The 17,992-nt window shown below is 65.7% G+C and carries 17 protein-coding genes and 1 pseudogene; 1 reads left to right on the top strand and 17 read right to left on the bottom strand.

The window, feature by feature from the left end:
• Positions 1 to 35 precede the first annotated feature (35 nt).
• Complete coding sequence (locus DK874_RS05185; protein ID WP_114312956.1) at positions 36 to 1,463, top strand: glycoside hydrolase family 13 protein; 1,428 nt, start codon at positions 36 to 38, stop codon at positions 1,461 to 1,463.
• Here the strand turns inward: DK874_RS05185 and DK874_RS05190 are convergent.
• From DK874_RS05190 to DK874_RS05270, 17 genes and pseudogenes are all read right to left on the bottom strand, one after another.
• A complete protein-coding gene (locus DK874_RS05190; protein WP_114312957.1) occupies positions 1,460 to 1,906 on the bottom strand; it encodes a methylated-DNA--[protein]-cysteine S-methyltransferase in 447 nt (148 codons plus the stop codon). The two genes, DK874_RS05185 and DK874_RS05190, sit on opposite strands and share 4 nt — an antisense overlap.
• Positions 1,907 to 1,912: 6 nt before the next feature.
• On the bottom strand, positions 1,913 to 3,001 hold the full coding sequence (locus tag DK874_RS05195; RefSeq protein WP_114312958.1) for a SpoIID/LytB domain-containing protein: 1,089 nt from the start codon (positions 2,999 to 3,001) through the stop codon (positions 1,913 to 1,915).
• Between the two features lie 27 nt (positions 3,002 to 3,028).
• Positions 3,029 to 4,483, bottom strand: a complete 1,455-nt coding sequence (bshC, locus tag DK874_RS05200) for a bacillithiol biosynthesis cysteine-adding enzyme BshC (RefSeq protein WP_114312959.1) — start codon at positions 4,481 to 4,483, stop codon at positions 3,029 to 3,031.
• A 10-nt stretch (positions 4,484 to 4,493) separates the two neighbouring features.
• On the bottom strand, positions 4,494 to 5,120 hold the full coding sequence (locus tag DK874_RS11980; RefSeq protein WP_114312960.1) for a Crp/Fnr family transcriptional regulator: 627 nt from the start codon (positions 5,118 to 5,120) through the stop codon (positions 4,494 to 4,496).
• Between the two features lie 9 nt (positions 5,121 to 5,129).
• Complete coding sequence (locus DK874_RS05210) at positions 5,130 to 5,954, bottom strand: menaquinone biosynthesis family protein (RefSeq protein WP_114312961.1); 825 nt, start codon at positions 5,952 to 5,954, stop codon at positions 5,130 to 5,132.
• A 5-nt stretch (positions 5,955 to 5,959) separates the two neighbouring features.
• On the bottom strand, positions 5,960 to 8,734 hold the full coding sequence (locus tag DK874_RS05215; protein ID WP_114313019.1) for a tetratricopeptide repeat protein: 2,775 nt from the start codon (positions 8,732 to 8,734) through the stop codon (positions 5,960 to 5,962).
• Positions 8,735 to 8,824: 90 nt separating this feature from the next.
• Entirely contained in the window at positions 8,825 to 9,847 is a 1,023-nt protein-coding gene (locus DK874_RS05220; RefSeq protein ID WP_114312962.1) for a 1,9-bis(guanidino)-5-aza-nonane synthase, read from the bottom strand.
• 65 nt (positions 9,848 to 9,912) lie between these two features.
• Positions 9,913 to 10,131 (bottom strand): annotated as a pseudogene (locus tag DK874_RS05225) (hypothetical protein); the annotation flags it as partial.
• Positions 10,131 to 11,039 carry a 2-hydroxyacid dehydrogenase gene (locus tag DK874_RS05230; RefSeq protein WP_439144804.1) on the bottom strand — a complete coding sequence of 303 codons (909 nt, stop codon included), beginning with the start codon at positions 11,037 to 11,039 and terminating at the stop codon, positions 10,131 to 10,133. The pseudogene DK874_RS05225 and the gene DK874_RS05230, both read right to left, overlap by 1 nt.
• The gene (locus tag DK874_RS05235) at positions 11,023 to 11,544 is read right to left on the bottom strand and encodes a GNAT family N-acetyltransferase (protein ID WP_114312964.1); all 522 of its coding nucleotides are present in this window, start codon (positions 11,542 to 11,544) and stop codon (positions 11,023 to 11,025) included. Before DK874_RS05235 ends, DK874_RS05230 begins: the two co-directional genes overlap by 17 nt.
• A 19-nt stretch (positions 11,545 to 11,563) precedes the next feature.
• Positions 11,564 to 12,838 (bottom strand): Glu/Leu/Phe/Val family dehydrogenase, encoded by a 1,275-nt coding sequence (locus tag DK874_RS05240; RefSeq protein WP_114312965.1) that lies wholly within the window; start codon positions 12,836 to 12,838, stop codon positions 11,564 to 11,566.
• Between the two features lie 10 nt (positions 12,839 to 12,848).
• On the bottom strand, positions 12,849 to 14,108 hold the full coding sequence (locus DK874_RS05245) for a Glu/Leu/Phe/Val family dehydrogenase (protein ID WP_114312966.1): 1,260 nt from the start codon (positions 14,106 to 14,108) through the stop codon (positions 12,849 to 12,851).
• A 60-nt stretch (positions 14,109 to 14,168) separates the two neighbouring features.
• The gene (locus DK874_RS05250; RefSeq protein WP_114313021.1) at positions 14,169 to 15,113 is read right to left on the bottom strand and encodes a polyprenyl synthetase family protein; all 945 of its coding nucleotides are present in this window, start codon (positions 15,111 to 15,113) and stop codon (positions 14,169 to 14,171) included.
• 61 nt (positions 15,114 to 15,174) lie between these two features.
• Positions 15,175 to 15,873, bottom strand: a complete 699-nt coding sequence (locus DK874_RS05255; RefSeq protein WP_162798725.1) for an Ig-like domain-containing protein — start codon at positions 15,871 to 15,873, stop codon at positions 15,175 to 15,177.
• Positions 15,874 to 16,047: 174 nt separating this feature from the next.
• Positions 16,048 to 16,554, bottom strand: a complete 507-nt coding sequence (locus tag DK874_RS05260) for a hypothetical protein (RefSeq protein WP_114312967.1) — start codon at positions 16,552 to 16,554, stop codon at positions 16,048 to 16,050.
• 4 nt (positions 16,555 to 16,558) lie between these two features.
• Positions 16,559 to 17,194, bottom strand: a complete 636-nt coding sequence (locus DK874_RS05265; protein WP_114312968.1) for a redox-sensing transcriptional repressor Rex — start codon at positions 17,192 to 17,194, stop codon at positions 16,559 to 16,561.
• Entirely contained in the window at positions 17,191 to 17,991 is an 801-nt protein-coding gene (locus tag DK874_RS05270) for an SPOR domain-containing protein (protein WP_114312969.1), read from the bottom strand. Before DK874_RS05270 ends, DK874_RS05265 begins: the two co-directional genes overlap by 4 nt.
• Position 17,992: the final 1 nt, after the last annotated feature.

The following is a 17,992-nucleotide window of genomic DNA, read 5'->3' on the forward strand; positions in this document are numbered from 1 at the left end:
CCATCCCACACTGCCTCCGTAGTACACTTGGGCCCGTGGCCTGGTACGAGGGCGCTTTTTTCTATCAGATCTTTCCTGACCGTTACTTCCGGGCCGGCCCCCCCGGCAAACCCGCCCCCACGGGGCCCTTTGAGCCCTGGGAGGCTTTCCCCACCCTACGGGGGTTCAAGGGAGGCACCCTCTGGGGTATCGCCGAGAAAATCCCTTACTTGAAGGACCTGGGGGTGGAGGCCCTTTACCTGAACCCCATCTTCGCTTCCACCGCCAGCCACCGTTACCACACCGTGGACTATTACCAGGTGGACCCCGTCCTGGGAGGCAACGCCGCCTTAAGGCACCTCCTGGAGGTGGCCCACGCCCACGGCCTACGGGTTATCCTGGACGGGGTTTTCAACCACACGGGGAGGGGGTTTTTCGCCTTCCAGCACCTTTTGGAAAACGGGGAGGCGAGCCCTTATCGGGACTGGTATTATGTAAAGGGCTTTCCCCTTAACGCCTATAGCCCTCACCCCAACTACGAGGCCTGGTGGGGTAACCCCGAGCTTCCCAAGCTCCGGGTGGAAACCCCAGCGGTGCGGGAGTATCTCCTGGAGGTGGCGGAGTACTGGATCCGCTTCGGGGCCGACGGCTGGCGCCTGGATGTGCCCAACGAGATCCAAGACCCCGAGTTCTGGCGGGCCTTCCGCCGCCGGGTGAAAGGGGCCAACCCCGAGGCCTACATCGTGGGCGAGATCTGGGAGGAGGCCGACTTTTGGCTCCAAGGGGACATGTTTGACGCCACCATGAACTATCCCCTGAGCCGGGCCCTCCTGGGCTTCGTGGGAGGGGAGGTCCTGGACCAGGAGCTTGCCGCCCGCTCGGGCCTGGGGCGGATCGAGCCCTTGCAGGCCCTGGCCTTCAGCCACCGCCTGGAGAACCTCTTCAGCCGCTACCGCCCGGAGGTGGTGCGGGCCCAGATGAACCTCCTCACCTCCCACGACACCCCCCGCCTCCTCACCCTTCTCAGGGGAAGCGTGGAGCGGGCCAGGCTGGCCTTGGCCCTCCTTTTCCTCCTACCCGGAAACCCCACGGTCTACTACGGGGAGGAGGTGGGCATGGAAGGAGGCCACGACCCCGAGAACCGGGGGGGTATGCTTTGGGAAACGGGCCGCTGGAAGGAGGAGATCCGCCAAACCGTGCGGCGCCTGGCCCGCCTGCGCCAGGAGCACCCCGAGCTCCGCACCGCTCCCTATGGGCGGGTCTACGCGGTGGATGGGCACCTGGCCTTCACCCGGGGCCCCTACCTGGTGGTGGTGAACGCCACCCCCGAGCCCTTTCGCCAGGACTTTCCCCTCCATGGGGCCCTGCCTCGAGGCGCCCAGGCCGTGGACTTACTCTCGGGTAGCCTCTGCACCCCCACGGGCGGAAGGCTTTGCGGGCCCGAGCTACCCCCCTTCTCCCTGGCCGTCTGGGTGGAGGTCTAGGGCCAGACTCCCTCAAAGCAGAGAAGCCAGGCCTTAAGCCCCTCCTGCCCAGCAAACCCCCCAAGCCGCCCATCGGCGTGGATCACCCGGTGGGCGGGCACCAGGAGGAAAAAGGGCGAAGCCCGCATCCCCGCCCCTACCGCCCTGGGGGACAGGCCAAGCTCCCGGGCCAGGTTACCGTAGCTTTCCGTGCGCCCATACGGGATCCGGCGCACCCGTTGGTAAAGGGCTACCCGCATGGGGGAAAGGCCTTCATAATCCAGGGGGATATCCAGAAAGTCCGGCCTTTCCCCAGCAAAATAGGCCAAAACCCTCTCCCGTACCGCCTCCGCCAAAGGCCCTTTTGCCTCGGGCCCCCGGGGGAAAAGGGCCGGCTCCAGAGCCCGCACCCCCTGAGGGCCCACCTGGAGCCACAGGCCACCCACGGGGGTAGGAATCCACATGGCGCCCTAGCGGGAAGCCCAGGGGAGCCCCGCAAGCCCACCCAGCAGGAGGTCCGAAAGGAAGGTGCCGGAGAAGTAGTGCCCCAGGATCTCCCGGTAGCCATACCCCGCCTCCGCCATGCCCTTGGCCCCCCACTGGGAAAGCCCCACCCCGTGCCCTGCCCCCCGGCCCTCCGCCTGCCAACCCTTGAACTCCACCAACGCCGAGGGCAGGCCCAGGTTCCGCACCAGCCGCTGGGCCTCAGGACCCCCCACCTCTACCCCGAGAAGCCTAAGCCGCCACACCCGGCCCGAGGGGCTCCTTTCCAGGACCAAGGGCGGCTCCTCCGACCTGGGGAGGTACCCCATGGCCCGCAGTACCCCATCCGCCTTCTTCGGGCTCACGGTAAGCTGCCACTGGCTCCTCGGACCCCGGGCGTAAGGGTCAGGCCGCGGCCGCAGATAGGGAAGGGCTCTTTGAAAGACCTCCTCGCTCCCTGCGGTCATGCCCCCGGAATCCGCATGGTAAAGGGCAGAGATGGCCTGCCCCCCATAGCTCAACACCTTGCCCCAGGTAGCCCGTACCGCCTCCGTATGCTTGGCCTTCTCCGCTGGGATCCCCAGGTAGACCTGGCAGTTCTCGCTGGCGCAGAGGTCATACGGGGCCCGGGGATTCAAGCGGTTTACGGCGAAGGTCCGGGCCACCACCGCCTGGGCCTTGAGGGCCTCCAGGGGAAAGCTTTCGGGCATCTCGGCGGGCAGGACCCCCAAAAGGTAATCCTCCAAAGGGACCAGGTTCACCACCAAAAGCCTTCCCCCTTGGGCCAAAAGGCGCACCCCACCCCGGTAGGACCGCCCCTCCAGACGGAAATAGGGTCCAGGAAACTCCCAAAGGGGCTGGACCCTTCCCTCTACCCAGACCCCCTGGGGCATGCTCCGGACCCGCACCACCCCCTGGACTTCGGGTAGAAAGAGGGAAACCTCCCTTCCCTCCGCTATTTCCTGGAGCAAAACCCTGAGGGTAGGCCCCGCCGAGGCCTCCCCTTTAACCTCCTGGGCGTGGGCAAGGAAAAGGGCCAGCAAGACCCATACCAGGATGCCCTTTAACCCCTGCATACCTTGCCCCTATCCTACACCAGGAACTTAGCCCAAGACCAAGGTGGCCTTGCCCTGAAGGGGAGCTTCTTGGAGCCGGGAAAGGGCCTCGAGGTGGCGCAGGGCGTACATGGCAAAGGGATAGACCCGCTCCTGGGGCAGACCCCGGGGAAGAAGGTGCCGCTTTAGGCGTTCCAAGTGTTGGAGGAGGACGGCATCCCGGGCCATGCGGGTGCGAAGGAGCTTCTTCAAAAGCCTCTCCCCTTCCCCCTTTAGGCGCGCCCTGTACCGGCGGAAGGGCCTCTCCAAGGTGGGCTCCAAGGCCCTGGCCCTTTCGCCCAAGGCCTCCACCCCCTCCAAAAGGCGCAAAAGCTCCGCCTCCAACTCCCTAAACCCCTCCAGCACCCCCCTCACCGCATCCAAAAAGGCCTCCTCTCCCCTTTCCACAAAGGCCCAGGGGTCCAGCTGGTACTTCCCTAGGATGCGCCCAAGGGGAGGCTCCAACACCAGGGCCCTTAGGCGGAGGAAGAGGGCGGGCATGGGTACGCCATAGAGGGCGTAGACCTGGGAAAGCTCCGCCACATAGCGAAACTCGTTGGGCCCCACCACGAAGCCCGCGGTGGGCAACACCAGGTCCTGGAACACCGGCCTGAGCCCTGCGGCCGGGGTAAGGCGGCTGGGATCCGCCCAAAGAAGTTCCAAAAGCTCCTTCTTACTGTAGCGGCGTACCCCGTCGGTAAAGGTGCCGGCCTCGTAAAAGAGAAGCCTGCGCCCGTCGGTTTCTAGAAACAGGTTGGTGGCCCCTGGCTTACGCCTTAAAGGCGGCTTCCCCCCTAGGGTGCGGATCCGCCCTGCCTCGAGGTTGATGGCCTGGGCGCTGGCCCTAGGATCCTCCAGCTCCCTTTCCAGGGCTTCCCGGAACAAGGGGGCCAGCTCCTCGGCCATGGGATCAAAGGGGATGAGCCCCCGCCCTCCCAGGAAGGCCGAGAGGGTGCGGGCGAAAAACTCGGACAGGGTTTCCCCCTCCAGGGCGTAGGCTACCCGGGCATCCCGGGACCAGGGGCCCAGAAACTCCGTTATCGCCGGCCGGTAAGGGGCGAGGGGGATCCTCCCCGCAGGAAGGGGCGGCAGGGGTAGGGAGAGGGTACGCACCTCCTCCTCCAGAAGAAGGTGAAGGTGGCGCACCTCCTCCACATCGTGGTCCTGGGAGGCTACCCAGAAAAGGGCAGCCGCCCCCACCTTCTCCGCCAGCCCCAAGGCGGTATGGGCCTTATAGAAGGTGAGGGCCGGCCCCCCAAGGAGCCCCGCTTGCTGGCCCGTGACCACGGCCCCCCTCCCCAGACCCTCGAGGGCCGCAAATACCTCCGGCGGCGCCTGGAGGCGCTTTAGGTAGGCTTCCAGGGCTGGGAGAAGATGGGGATGGCCCCTCCGGCCCAAACGCTCCCTAAGCGCCTCCTCCCCCTGGGGCAAACCCAGGAGGTGGGCCAAGGCCTGGATCTCCATGCCTCCAAGCCTATAGGGGTTCGGCAAGGCGGGCAAGGGCTTCGGGTTCCCGGACCTCCACCCGGCGGTAGCCCAGGTCCACCAGGCCCGAAAGGGCCCACTCCCCCAGGAGCTTGGTCACGGTCTCCCGGGTGGCTCCCACCATGCGGGCCAGGTCCTGGTGGGAAAAGGCCACCTCCCCCGCCCGGCTCAGTTTGAGGAGAAGCCGGGCCAGGCGCTGGCTCACGGAGAGGTGGTGCAGCTCCCAAAGCCGTTCCTCCGCCTCCTTCAGCCGGGCGTACAGGGCCTCCAGGAGGAAACGCTCCACCTCGGGAAAGCACGCCCGCAAGGAGGTCAGGGCTTCCTGAGGGGCAAAGAGGAACTCGGCGTAGGTTAAGGCGGTGGCCCCCGAGGTGCGCCTCCTCCCCCCCACCAAGGCCTCCTCCCCAAAAAGCCCCCGGGGGCCCACCACCCCCAAGGTGGCGGGCTCCCCTTCCGCCGAGCGGGGCCCTTCCAGCCAGATAAGCCCTTCCCGCACCAGGTACACCCCGTCCGCCCGGTCCCCTAAGGCGTAGAGGGGGGTGCCCCGCAAGGCCCTTTTGGGCTGGAAGATCCTGGCCGCCTCCCGCCGAGCCTCCAGGGAAAGCTCCTGGAACATGCCCCAAGTCTACAAAAAGAGGGGGGCCTTAGAGGCGGGCAAAAGCCCCCGGGCCTCGGCCTCGGCAAAAAGCCTTTCCACCGCCTTTTCCCCTTCCTCGCCCACCTCGCGGCTGAACTCGTTGACGTACGTGCGCACATGGGCCCAGATGACCTCCTCGGAAAGCTCCTGGGCGTGGGCCTTCAGGTAGGGGAGGGTTTCCTCAGGGTGGGCCCAGGCGTATTCCAGGCTCCGCCGCACCGCTTCGTCCAGGGAGCGTATGAGGTCCTCCCCCAGGTCCCGCCGGGCCAGGATGGCCCCCAGGGGAAGGGGCAGGCCCGTCTCCCCCTCCCACCATTCCCCCAGGTCCACCAGCTTCGCCAGCCCGTACTGGGGATAGGTGAAGCGGCTTTCGTGGATGATGAGCCCCGCTTCCACCTCCCCTTGGGCCACCAGGGGGAGAATCCGGTGGTAGCGCACCTCCACCGGCTCAAACCCCTCGGCGTAAAGGCTTAGGAGCAAGAAGGCCGTGGTGTTCTGCCCAGGGATGGCCACCCTGGCCCCCCTTAGGCCCTTTAGGGGTTTTCGTGCCACCACCAAGGGGCCCACCCCTCTTCCCAAGGCCCCCCCGCTCCTTAGGGCCACATACCGCTCCCGCACCCTCCCATAGGCGGCGTAGGAGAGCTTGGTCAGGGGAAGCCTTCCCTCCAAGGCCCAGCGGTTCAGGGTTTCCACATCCTCCAACACCGCCTCCACCCTTAGGGGGCTTGCCACCAGGCCGTGGGTGAGGGCGTAGAAGATGAAGGTGTCGTTGGGGCAAGGGGAGTAGCCCAGCTCAAGAGCCTGCGCTTCCATAACGCCTACTGTACCCCCTTGAGGGCCCGCTTGAAGAGCTCAGGGGCAAAAGCCTTAAGGGCCCTAAGGAACCCCGTGGTCCCCCGGGCCCTCCCCGGGATCACATGGACCGGCACCCCTAGGCGTTCCGCCTCGAGGCGCACGGGCTCGGAGAAGTCGTGCCCCACGTAGCTGGACACGATCATAAGGCCATGGGCCTTTTCCAGGCGGTTTTGGATGCGCCTTAAGGCCTCCTTTCCTACCCCGGCGGTGTCGGCGTCAAACCAGTCCACCTTAAGGCCCCGGGCCTCGAGGAGGGGAACCAGCCGGCTTCTAAGCTGCGTATGCCCGCCCACCACCAAAAGGTGCTCCCCGTGGAACTGGGGAAGGCCCTCCTGGAGGAGCTCCTCCTTGGTTTCCGGCAGGGCCTCGGGGCTTTCCCCCAAGGCCTCAAGGCCCCGGGCCACCGCCCTAAGCTCCTCCAAATAGAGGGATAGGCTTTCGTCGTGGGGCCTCAGGAATAGGAGGTTCCTCAGGACCTCCCGGGAAAGCTCCAGGTCCTTTTCCCGGTATAGGGCCACCTCCAGGGCCTTTTGCCAGTACTCCGCCGCCTTTCGCCAGTTGCCCTGGGCCTCGTGGTGTTCCGCCAGGTCAAAGAGCACCTCCAGGGCCTGGGGGTGGGCCCTAAGCTCTTCCAAGAGCAGGGCCTCCACCTCCCCCGCCCGCCCTTCCCCATACAAGGCCGCCAGGTACTGCCCCCGCACCTCGCTGGCCTCGGGGCTTTCCCGAAAAGCGCGGGAAAGGCGGTAACCCAGGGCCAAGAGCTCCAGGGGAGGCCTGGGGGTGCGGCCCAAAGCCTGGTAGAGGAGGTTAAAGGCCGCCCAGGGACCCTCCAGCCTCTCCAAAAGGGCCAGTAACCCCATGAGGTCCGCCTCGGCCACCTCGCTTAGCCCCGCATCCCGGGCCCGGGAAAGGAGCTCCCGGGCCAGGACCTCCTCGCCCCCCTTGAGGGCCTCCTGGGCCAGCTGGAAGAGGTAGGGGGCGGGGTAGGCCCTTAAGGCATGGGCCCGCTTGTGGTCCCCCAGGACCTCCTTAAGGGGCCGCCTAAGGGCCCGCTTCACCTGGGCCAGGTGGTGGTAAGCCAGGCCCGCCACCTCCCCTTCCCCCCGCTCCGCCGCCCGCTCCAAAAGGCGCAGGGCCTCCAGGTACCGTCCCTCCCGCTCGCGGAGCATGCCCAGAAGGAGGAGGGCCTGGGAGATCTCCGCCCGGGCCAAGGCCTCCGTGAGGTAGGGCTCCACGGACTTGAGGTCGTCTTGGGGCCGCACCTCCAGGGGCGAACGCACCCTTAGGGCCACCAGGGCAAGGCCCAAAAAGCCCTGGGCCTCGTCCAGGTCGGCAAGCCTCCGGGCGTACCGCTCCGCCCGGGCAAAAAGCCCCTGGATCAGGGCCGCCCTAAGGCCAAGCTGGAGCATCTCCCGGGTCAGGAGGCCTGGGGAAAGGTCCTCCACGAACTCCGCCCGGCGGCTCACCTCCGCCCACTCCCCCTCCCGGGCAAAGCGGCGCATGCGCTCGGTGATCCGCTCCAACGCCTCCCGCACATACCCTTCCGCCTCGGGCAGGCCCGATTCCACAAACTGCCTCAGGGCATCCGCATACCGGCCCAGGCTCAGGTAGACCCGGCCCAGGTAGATCCGGTACCGGCCGCCCCTTCCCGCCAGGGCCTCGAGGCGGGGCCTGGCCCTCTCGTACTCCCCGAGCTCCACCAGGACCATGGCCCTAAGGTCCTCAGCCTCCTCGGAAAGGGCCCGCCTTAAGGCCTCCTCCGCCTCCGCATACCGGGAAAGGGCAAAAAGGGCCCGCCCCCTCAAGAAGGCGGCCTCCCCCTCCACCCCCTCCGCCAAGCGGGCAAGGACCTCCGCATACCGCCCCGCCTCCAAAAGCGCCCGCACCTCGGCCAGATCCCCCACCTGGGCCAAAACGGGAACCCGCAAAGGGGCCTCCTCTTCCAAAGGCTCCGCCTCCAAGGGCCAGGCCTCCTCCTCCGCCACCAAGGCCTCGGGCCTCCTCGCCAGCACCAGGAAGTACTCCCCTTCCCCCACCCGCTCCACCCCATAAAACCCCAGGTGCCTTAGCCCCTCCTCCACCCCTTCTGGGCTCTTGCCGAGAAAGGGCCCGTGGCCGTAGACGAGAAGCCCCCCGGGCTTGAGAAGCCGGGCGAAGAGGGGCAGGCGGGCAAAGAAATGAAAACGTTTCCAGAAGGCGGGGGCCTCGAGGCGGCTTTCCAGCTCCTGGTCCACAAAGCCCTCGGGGAAGACGGAAAGGAGAAGCACCGTGTCAAAGGGGGGAAGCTCCGCCTCCTCCGCCCAGCCTAGATGCCAGGCCACCTCCGGCACCCGCCCTTTCCCCACCTCCACCGCCTCCACCACCCCGTCCAGGGCATGGAAGGCAAGCTCGGGGCGCTTCCTTTGCAAATACCCCACCAAGGCCCCGGTGAAGGCCCCCACCTCCAGCACCCTTCCTTCTAGCCTCGAGGGCACCTCCTTGGCGTAGAACTCCAAAAAGGGAAGGTGCATGCCGTAGACCAGGGCCTCCCCCTTGGGCACCTTGAGGACCTCCCGGTAAAAACTTCGCACCGCCTCCTTCCCCCCTCCGGAAAGGTAGGCCCGCCAGGCCTTGAGGAGGGGCTCCCGCTTGGTGGGGCTTCCCACCCTTTTGGCCAGCTCGGCCTCAAAGCGCCCCGGGGAAACCGGCCCCAAGACGCCGAACCGCTCCTTCAGGTAAAGCCTTAGCTCATCGGGCATTTGCCGGAAGTTTACCAAAGGGAAGGGGGGTTGGTCCAGCCAAACCCCCCGCCCAGGCATAACCCCAGGCGGGGGAAGGTTTAGCCTAGCCTAAGCAGGCACGCGGGCGGTAAAGAGATCGGCGTAGCGCCTTTTGGCCCGCATGGGGGCCCGGTGCCACACGTAGGAGGCCAGAAGGGGAAAGGCCAAGGTGGCCTCGGCGAAGACCATCTGGGAAAGGGCCGCGTCCACCTTGCCCCAGCTTTGCGCCTCGGAAAGGGTGGAGCCGGAAAGCCCCCCGTCCCGCTCGTCGGCCACGGTGATCTGGATGGCGTACTTGTGCATCTCCACCTGGTGGCCCAAGACCTCCGCGGCCACCACGATGTCCTGGGCGAAGTTCTTGGGCACCCCGCCCCCCAGCATCACCAGGCCCGTGGTGCCGGCTTTCAGCTTGATCTCCGTAAGCTCGCGGAAGTCGGCCACGGAGTCAATGGTCACGTGGGCCCTGGGGTTGTTCACCTGGTGGTAGACCAGGCCGAAGCCGGCGGAGGAGTCGGAGAAGGCGGGCACGAAGATGGGCACCCCCTCCTCGTAAGCCGCCCGCACAATGCTCCCTTCCCCCAAGCCCCTTTCCGCCAGGTAGCGGCCCATGTGCCAGATGAACTCCCGGCTGGAGTAGGGCCTGGGCTCCAGGGAATCGGCGATCTCGGCGATGGTGTAGTCGGTGTGGCGGAGCTCCTCCTCGTCAATGTAGGTGTCGTAGATGCGGTCGATCCAAAGGCGCCTTAGGGTTTCGTCGTCGGCCTTGGGGTCCCCATGGTAGTGGCGGTGGCCTAAGGCCTCAAAGAAGTCCTGGTCCACGATGTTGGCCCCGGTGGCCACGATGGCGTCCACCAGGCCCTTCCTTATGAGGTCGTGGATGATGAGGCCTTGCCCCGCAGAAACCAGGCTCCCCGCCAGGGTGAGGATGACGGCGGCGTCGTCCTCCAGCATGCGCAGGTAGATTTCCGCTGCCCGGTGGAGGTTTCTCGCCTGGAAGGCGGTCTTGCCCATGGCCTCGAGGATGGGCCCGGCGTCAAAGACCTTGATATCAATGGGGACCACGGGCGTAGAGAGGAGTTCCTTCTTCTCCATCCTTCTCCTTTCTACGCGGGGTGGGCGTCGGGCGGCTCCCCCCTTGTTCGCGCCCCCTGCCTTTGGGGCAGGACTTCCAGTATACCACCCCCGGCGATGGGGGGGTAGACCTCTAGGGGGCCTTCCACCTCCTCCTCCAGCCCCACCGCCTTCTCCCCCACCGCCAGAAGCCAGACCTCCTCCAGGGGGATGGAAAGCCTCTCCAGGGCCTCCTTGGGCGTCTTGGCCTCCACCTCGAGGACCTCCCCAAAGCGCCTGAGGTCGCCATGGAGGATCACCTTCATCAATACCCCTCCAAAACCACATTCCGCAAAGGCTCCCCCCGCAAATACCGCCCCACCTGGTCCGCCAAAAACCGGGCCGCCCGGCGGTGGAACCCCTGGGAAAGCCCAGCCACGTGCGGGGTGATGAGGACCCCCGGGGCCCGCCAAAGGGGATGGTCGGGCGGTAAGGGCTCGGGGTCGGTGACGTCCAAAGCCGCCCGAACCCTTCCCTCCCCCAAAGCCTCCAAAAGGGCCTCCGTGTCCACCACCGGCCCCCGGCCGGCGTTCAGCAAGAGGGCTCCGGGCTTCATCCGGGAGAGGAACTCCCGGTCCACCAGCCCCCGGGTTTCCGGGGTAAGGGGAAGGAGCACCACCACCGCATCCACCTGGGGCAGGAGATAGGGGAGGTCCTGGGGGGTGTAAACCCCAGGGCGGGCATGCCGGGCCACGGGAAGGATCTCCACCCCAAAGGGCTTAAGCCGCTCCTCCACCGCCTTGCCGATGGAGCCATAGCCCAAGAGGAGGACCCGCTTGCCCTCGAGGTCCGGAAGCACCTTGGGGGCCCAGCGCCCCTCCCCTTGGGCCTGGAAAAAGCCAGGCAGGTCCTTGAGGAGGGCAAGAAGGCTCATCCCCACCCATTCGGCCACGGGAACGTCGTGGATGCCCGAGCCGTCGCAAAGCACCACCCCTGGCGGCAGGAGGGGCAGGATCCAGTCCACCCCGGCGGAAAGGGTCTGGACCACCTTCACCTCCACCCTTTCCAGCACCTGCCGCGCCACCTCTTCTTGGCCAAAGGGGGGCAGGAAGAAGTCGGCGGTTTTGGGCCAAGGCTCATCCAGATGGCGCACCTCCACCCCCTCGGGCAAGAGGGCGAAGACCTCCTCCCTAAGCTTGGGGCTCAACATGACCACGCTAGCCTTCCGGCCCATCACGGCACACCTCCATATAGACATCCTCCTGCCCTTTAGGCCCCGGGCCCAGACCCACCTGGCGGAAGCCCGCCTTCTCAAAGGCCCGCCGGGCCCTTTGGTTGTGGGCGAAGGTGCGGAGCTTCACCCGTTTTAGGCCTAGAGGCCCAAAGGCATAGGCCAAGGCCGCCCGCACCGCCTCGGTGCCGTAGCCCTGGCCCCAGCGGTCCTTCCGCCCGATGAGGATACCCAAGGTGGCCTCCTCGGGGGTGAGGTCGTAAAGCTCCAGGGTGCCCAGGTACTCCCCCTTTTCGTCCAAGATGACAAAGGCCATACGGTCCTTGCGGCGCATCTCCGCCAGGACGAAGCGCTTGAAAAGCCAAAAGGGGGAGCGCAAGGGGCTGGAACCGTTCCACTCCGCCACCTCAGGGTCGCGAAAGGTTTCGTAAAGCCCCTTCCACTCCTCCTCGGTAAGCCCGGCGCTGAAGGGCTTCAGGGTCACGCGGCCGTACTGGGGCCAGTCCACACAAATAGCCTAACGGAGGCTAAGGGTAAAGTCCCCTAAGGGCCCTGGCCTCGAGGACCCGGGTGGCGGCCACCACATAGGCGGCGGTGCGCAAGGGAATCTTCCTCTCCTGGCTCACCTGCCACACCGCCTCAAAGGCGTTCCGGAGAACCCTCTCCAGACGGGCGTTGATCTCCTCCTCCGTCCAGAAGTAGGAGTTGAAGTCCTGCACCCACTCAAAGTAGCTCACCGTCACGCCCCCGGCGTTGGCGATCACGTCGGGCACCACCAAGACCCCCTTCTCCAGGAGGATGTCGTCGGCGGCCGGGGTGGTGGGGCCATTGGCCCCCTCGGCGAGGATCTTGGCCTGGATGCGCCAGGCGTTCTGCTCGGTGATCTGCTTCTCCAAAGCCGCAGGGATGAGGAACTCCGTGGGCACCGCCCAGAACTCGGGATTGGGCAAGGGCTCCGCCTTGGGGTAGCCCCGCACCCCCCCGAACTCCGCCACATGCTTGAGGAGGTCGTAAGGATCTATCCCCGCCTCATTGTAGATGGTGCCCGTGTGGTCCTGGATAGCGATAATCCGGGCCCCGTGGTCGTGGAAGATGCGGGCCGCCGCATTCCCCACGTTGCCAAAACCCTGGAGGGTCACCCGGCTCCCCTCAATGGGAAGGCCGATCTTCTCCGCCGCCGCCCTGGCGGTAACGAACACCCCCCGGCCCGTGGCGTCCCGCCTCCCCAAGGAACCTCCCAGGGCAATGGGCTTCCCTGTCACCACCCCCGGCACGGTGCGGCCCACGTTCATGGAGAAGGTGTCCATCATCCAGGCCATCTCCCGCTCCCCGGTGTTCACATCGGGGGCGGGGATGTCCCGGTCCGGACCCAGAAGGATGCCGATCTCCGAGGTGTAGCGGCGGGTGAGGCGCTCAAGCTCCTTGGGGGAAAGCTTTTTGGGGTCCACCCGCACCCCCCCCTTGCCGCCCCCATAGGGCAAGCCCACGGCGGCATTCTTAATGGTCATCCAGGCGGCCAGGGCCATGACCTCGGAAAGGGTCACCTCGGGGTGGAAACGCACCCCGCCCTTGGCCGGCCCCCGGGCGGTGTTGTGGTGGACCCGGTAGCCCTCAAAGTGGGCCACGGTGCCGTCGTCCAGGTGGATGGGCACGTCCACGATCAGGACCCGTTTGGGCCTTTTGAGGCTTTCCGCCAAGGGGGCATACCGCCCCAGGTAGGGGACCACCCGGTCCACCTGCTCCACGAAGATCTCCCAAGGTCCGCCGTCTTTGCCCAGGTAGGAAAGGGGTTCGCTCTTCATAGGCACTCCTTTAGGGGTAAACGCCCCTTAGCCGCGTGGCCTCGTTCACCCGCTCCAAGGCCAAGGCCATGGCCCCGGTGCGCAGATCGGTGGAAAGGAGTTCGGCCCTATCGCACACCTCGGCCACCGCCTTGGCCACGCTCTTGGCGAAGCTTTGCCGCACCTCCTCCTCGCTCCAGAAGAACATGTTGAGGTCCTGCACCCACTCCAGATAACTGGCCAGAAGCCCCCCGCCCCCCGTGAGGAGGTCCGGCACCACCAAAACCCCCTTGCCCAAAAGGTAGGCCTCGGCCTCCTGGGTAAGGCCGAAGTTGGCGGCCTCTAAGACCGCCTTGGCCCGCACCCCCTTGGCCAGCTCCCCGTCCAAGGCCCCCTCGAGGGCCGCCAGGACCAGGTAGTCCACCTCCAAGGCAAAAAGCTCCTCCGGGGCAAGGTGGTAGCGGGGAAGTTCCCCGGTGGCCTCGTAGTGGCGCAAGGCCTCAGCCACGGGGATCCCCTCCTCCTCGTACATGGCTCCCCGGCCCGTGGAAACCGCCACCACCTTTAGGCCCATTCCCTCCGCGTGGAGGGCAAAGCTTCCCCCCACCTGGCCAAACCCCTGCACCGCCACCCTGGCCCCCTTAAGGGGAAGCCCCCGGCGCCGGGAAAGCTCGGCCAGCACCAAGGCCACGCCAAGCCCCGCAGCCTCATCCCGGCCCTCGCTTCCCCCCAGGGCATGGGGCTTGCCCGTCACCACCCCGGGCACCGTGGAACCCACGGTCATGGAGTAGGTGTCCATGATCCAGGCCATCACCTGCTGGTCCGTACCCAGGTCCGGGCCCAGGATGTCCATGTCGGGGCCGATAAGGTTGACCAGCTCGGCGGTATAGCGGCGCACCAGGCGCTCCAGCTCCCTAGGGGAAAGGAGCCTGGGATCGGCGGCGATCCCCCCCGCCGCCCCGCCAAAGGGGAGGTCATAGACCGCCGCCTTCAAGGTCATCCAGGCGGCCAGCCCCGCCGTCTGGCCCAGGGTAACCCGGGGGTGGATGCGCACCCCGCCCTTGGCGGGCCCCCGAGCGATGTCGTGCACCACCCGGTAGCCCTGGAAAACCCGCACCTTGCCGTCATCCATGACCACGGGTAAGGAAACCGTCACCAGGCGCTTGGGGTGGGCCAGGTACTCCACCGTGGTGGGGTGGATCGCCGCCACCCGCAAAGTCTTTTCTAATCGCTCCAGGAAGGCCTCCCAGAGGCCAGGGTCCTCTGGAGGACGATAGGCGGGAAGGCTCATACCATCACCGATGGGGATTATACCCCGCTTGGGGTGGGACGGCCGCCCCGCCTCACCTCCCTAGGAAAGGCGCTCGGCCTCCTTTAGGGCCAGGGCCTCGAGGGCCTCCTTATAGGGGGAAGGGGGAAGGGGCTTGAGGGCCGCCGCGGCCCGATGAGCCCTTTCCCGGATCCGCCTTTCCACCTCCTCCGCCACCCCGCTTTCCTGGGCCAGGGTGCGCAGGCGCTCTAGATCCCCCTCCCCCCTTCCCTTTCGCCTCAGGATCTCCCGCACCTCGGGAAAACGCTCCATAAGGAGCAGGGTAAGGAGGGTGGCCTTCCCCTCCCGCACATCCCCGCCCACGGGCTTGCCCAGAAGGTCGGGAGTGCCCATGAGGTCCAGGTAGTCGTCCCGCATCTGGAAGGCCTGGCCGTAGAGGAGGCCGAAGCGGGCCAAGGCCTCCTGCACCTCTCCATCCACCCCCTTGAGGAGGGCAGGGCCTTCCGCGCTGAGTTCCATCAGCACCGCCGTCTTGGCGGTGATGATGCGCTCGTAGTTTTCCAGGGAGTAGTCCTCCAAGGCGGCCATCTGGAACTGCAACACCTCGCCCTCGCTCAGGGTCTTGGCCACCTGGGCGAAGCGCTCCACCAGCTCCATCCTTCCCGTCTTGGCGATCACATGGAGGAGCCGGGAGAGCAGGAAGTCCCCCGACAGAACGGAAACCGCATTCCCGTATCGACGGAAGGCGGCTTCCTTGCCCCGGCGGGTTTCCGCATCGTCAATGAGGTCGTCGTGGAGAAGGGTGGCGGAATGCAAAAGCTCCACCGCCAAGGCCAGCTCCAGCTCAAAGGGAGCGCCCCCAAGGGCCCTCGAGGCCAAAAAAACCAGACGGGGCCGGATGCGCTTGCCCCCCGCCGTCACCAAATCCTGGTGGATGAGGCGGACAAAGAGGACTTCGGACTGCACCAGTTCAGACAGGGTCTCCTCAAAGCGGACGAGGGGGGCCTCGATGTCGGGTAGGACCACCACGCCCCCCAGTATAGACCTAAGGCCCCGGGTTCTCCCGGGGCCCAGGCTGCACTTTCGCCTAAGGCAAGAACCTTACCAACACCCCATTGGTGAAGGTGTCTCCTCCCGTGTAGTAGACCCGAGCAGTGATCACCCTATCACCGGACTTAGTGGGATCATGCCCATCCACCACCAAAGAAGTGTCCCAGACGTACACATACAGCTGGGAACCATCCGTAGACACTTTTTGGGTAGCCGTCCCGGCCAGTTGGCCATTGATGTAAACGTCGACCTTCGTAACCTCCACCCCAGGAGGCAATGTTCCGTTAACACCCACAGTAACCGTGACAATCTGACGACCCGCCCCAGGACCCACAGTGTCCCCATCAGCTGGCGTCGTGATCACAAAAGCCGAGGTCACCACAACGGGAAGGGTGGCCTCCGCTATACTCCCAGCCGCATCCTCCACCACCACCTTCAAAATGTAGTTGCCAGGCGTGAGCCGGAGAATGTCCCACCCCAAGCTATACACATTGCCCAAAGCTGTTGGGAAACCAGGCACCTTGGTAAAGCTATTCCCATCCGGACCAAAGTAGAAGTCCACCCGATTAACGGTCCTAGCAGCCCTAACCTCAGCCTGAAGCTCGACAAACCCCGCCAGCTTTTGATTCCCCCCTGGGTTCAGCCATACAACGGTTGGCCCGTTGGCCACCGTCACCGTCAGGGTGGCCTCCGCAAAGTTGCCCGCACCGTCCACCGCCCGGGCCTTCAGGGTCACCGGCCCATCCGGGTAAGGCGTCGTGTTCCATGTGAAGGTGTAGGGCGCAGTCGTTGATGGAACTGGAAGAAGTGCCGGAACCTGGGCTGGAAAGGTTGTTGCAGCCGGCCAAAAGGGCCAAGCTCCCGATACCTGCGAGAATCAAGCCTGTACGCATCGTTTGCACCCCCACCCCTACTTCAAAGGGTACTTAACCTGGTATTCCTGGACCCAGGAAACTACCCCGCCGTTGGATGTCGTCACGTACCAGGTGACCAGGTATCGCCAGTTAAGGGGGGCTCCTTGTTGGAGGTGCTCAGCCGCCACCTTACCGTCCAGGCTAAAGCGGAAGGGTTGGGACTGCTTGGAAACATAAACCACCTGCCCCCCCGACTCCTCTCTTCCCGCAGGCACCTCCACCCCCACGAACCCACTCCCCAGGGAGGAGCCTGCGAACACTTCGTTCCCCGAGTTGTCCACCACCTGATACTCGTAGCGTTCCAAGTAACCTCCGGGCGCCCCTGGGGCCACTTGAACGTAAGCGTTGTTACCTACGACGGTAATCTTGCCCTGGTCATCCACCTCATAACCCAGCTGGGCAGGATCCAGAAGCACCCTGTAGGGCTGCTGGAGGAAGACGTCCGTGCAAGCGGAAAACCCCAGCATCAGACCCAGAACTAAAAAGAGCCTAAATACCTTCATAGTCTCACCCCATCATCTCCTCACGCCACTTAGGATTGAGTATAGCAAAACTGAGCCGGGTAAGGCCCGCCAGGAAGTCCACGTTCTCCACCGCCACCTCCTTGGGCACCTCCAGCACCGTGGGGGCGAAGTTGAGGATGCCCTTGATCCCCGCAGCCACCAGACGGTTGGCGGCCTCTTGGGCCGCTTCCCGGGGGACGGTGAGAAGGGCGATCTCTATGCGGCCTGGCACCCTTTGGGGCAAAAGGTCCAGGTGCTCCACCACCCCGCTTCCCACCCTGCGGCCGATCTTCTCGGGGTCTATATCAAAAAAGCCCCTAAGCTCAAAGCTTTCCCCAAACCCCGGGTAGTCGGCCAAGGCACTTCCCAATCGGCCCATGCCCACAATGCAGAGGCCCCACTTACGGTTCAGGCCCAGGATATGGCGAAGCTCCCGCTTGAGCACCGGCACCGTGTAGCCCACCCCCCGGGTACCGTAAGAGCCGAAATAGGAAAGGTCCTTCCGCACCTGGAAAGCGGTCACCTGGGCCTCCTCCGCCAGTTGCTCGGAGCTGGTGCGGTGGATCCCCTTGGCCTCCAGTTCCTCCAGAATACGCAAATAGGTCACCAAACGGCTAATGGCGGCGCTGGGTACCTTCATCGCACCTCCAGGGCCTCGAGGCCCAAGGCCTGCACCTTGGCCTTAAGGGCCTCCTTCTCCTCCTCGGCCACCGGGCCGACGCGGACCCGGTAAACCCCATCCTTCACCAAGACCACCGGTAGGCCCATCTCCTTAAGCTTCCCCGCCAGGGCCAAGGCGTTTTCCTCCTTCTGGAAAGCCCCCACCTGTAGGTAAAGGGTGCCTGAGGCGGGCGGGGGTGCCCCTTGGCCCCGGTACACCTGGGCGCCATACGAGGCCAAAGCCTCCGCCACCCGGCGCGCTTCCGCCTCGGTGGCATACGGACCCACCACCACCCGGGTCAGGTTCCCCGCTGGCTCCAAGCGGGCCGGGTAACCCTTCTGGACCAGCTCCTGGCGAAGCCTGGCGGCGTTTTCCGGGTTGGCGAAGGCCCCCACCGCCACCCGGTACGTTCCCCCTGCCGCGGGCGCGGAAGGGGGGGCGATGCCTGCCGGCGAGCCCCCAGGCGAAGCGGCGCGTGGTTCCTGGGGTGCGGGTTTAGGCTCCACCGGAGCCTGAGGTAGGGGAAGCACGGTAACCACGGGTTCAGGAGGCTTGGTCTCGGAGGGGGGAAGCTGAGGGGCAGGCGCCACCTGGGAAGGTGGAACCGAGGAGGGGGCAGGCGAGGAGGTCACCGAAGGCCCGGGCTGGAGGGAGGTGTCCACCTTGGACCGAGCAAAGGGGTTGATTCCGGTCAGGTAAAGGACAATACCCGCCGCCACCAAGGCGATGAGGAGAAAGATGAGGAAGTCCAACCAGTTCTCACGTAGCCAGCGCATC

It is taken from the genome of Thermus caldifontis (assembly GCF_003336745.1).
In the GTDB taxonomy this organism is placed as follows: Bacteria; Deinococcota; Deinococci; order Deinococcales; family Thermaceae; genus Thermus; species Thermus caldifontis.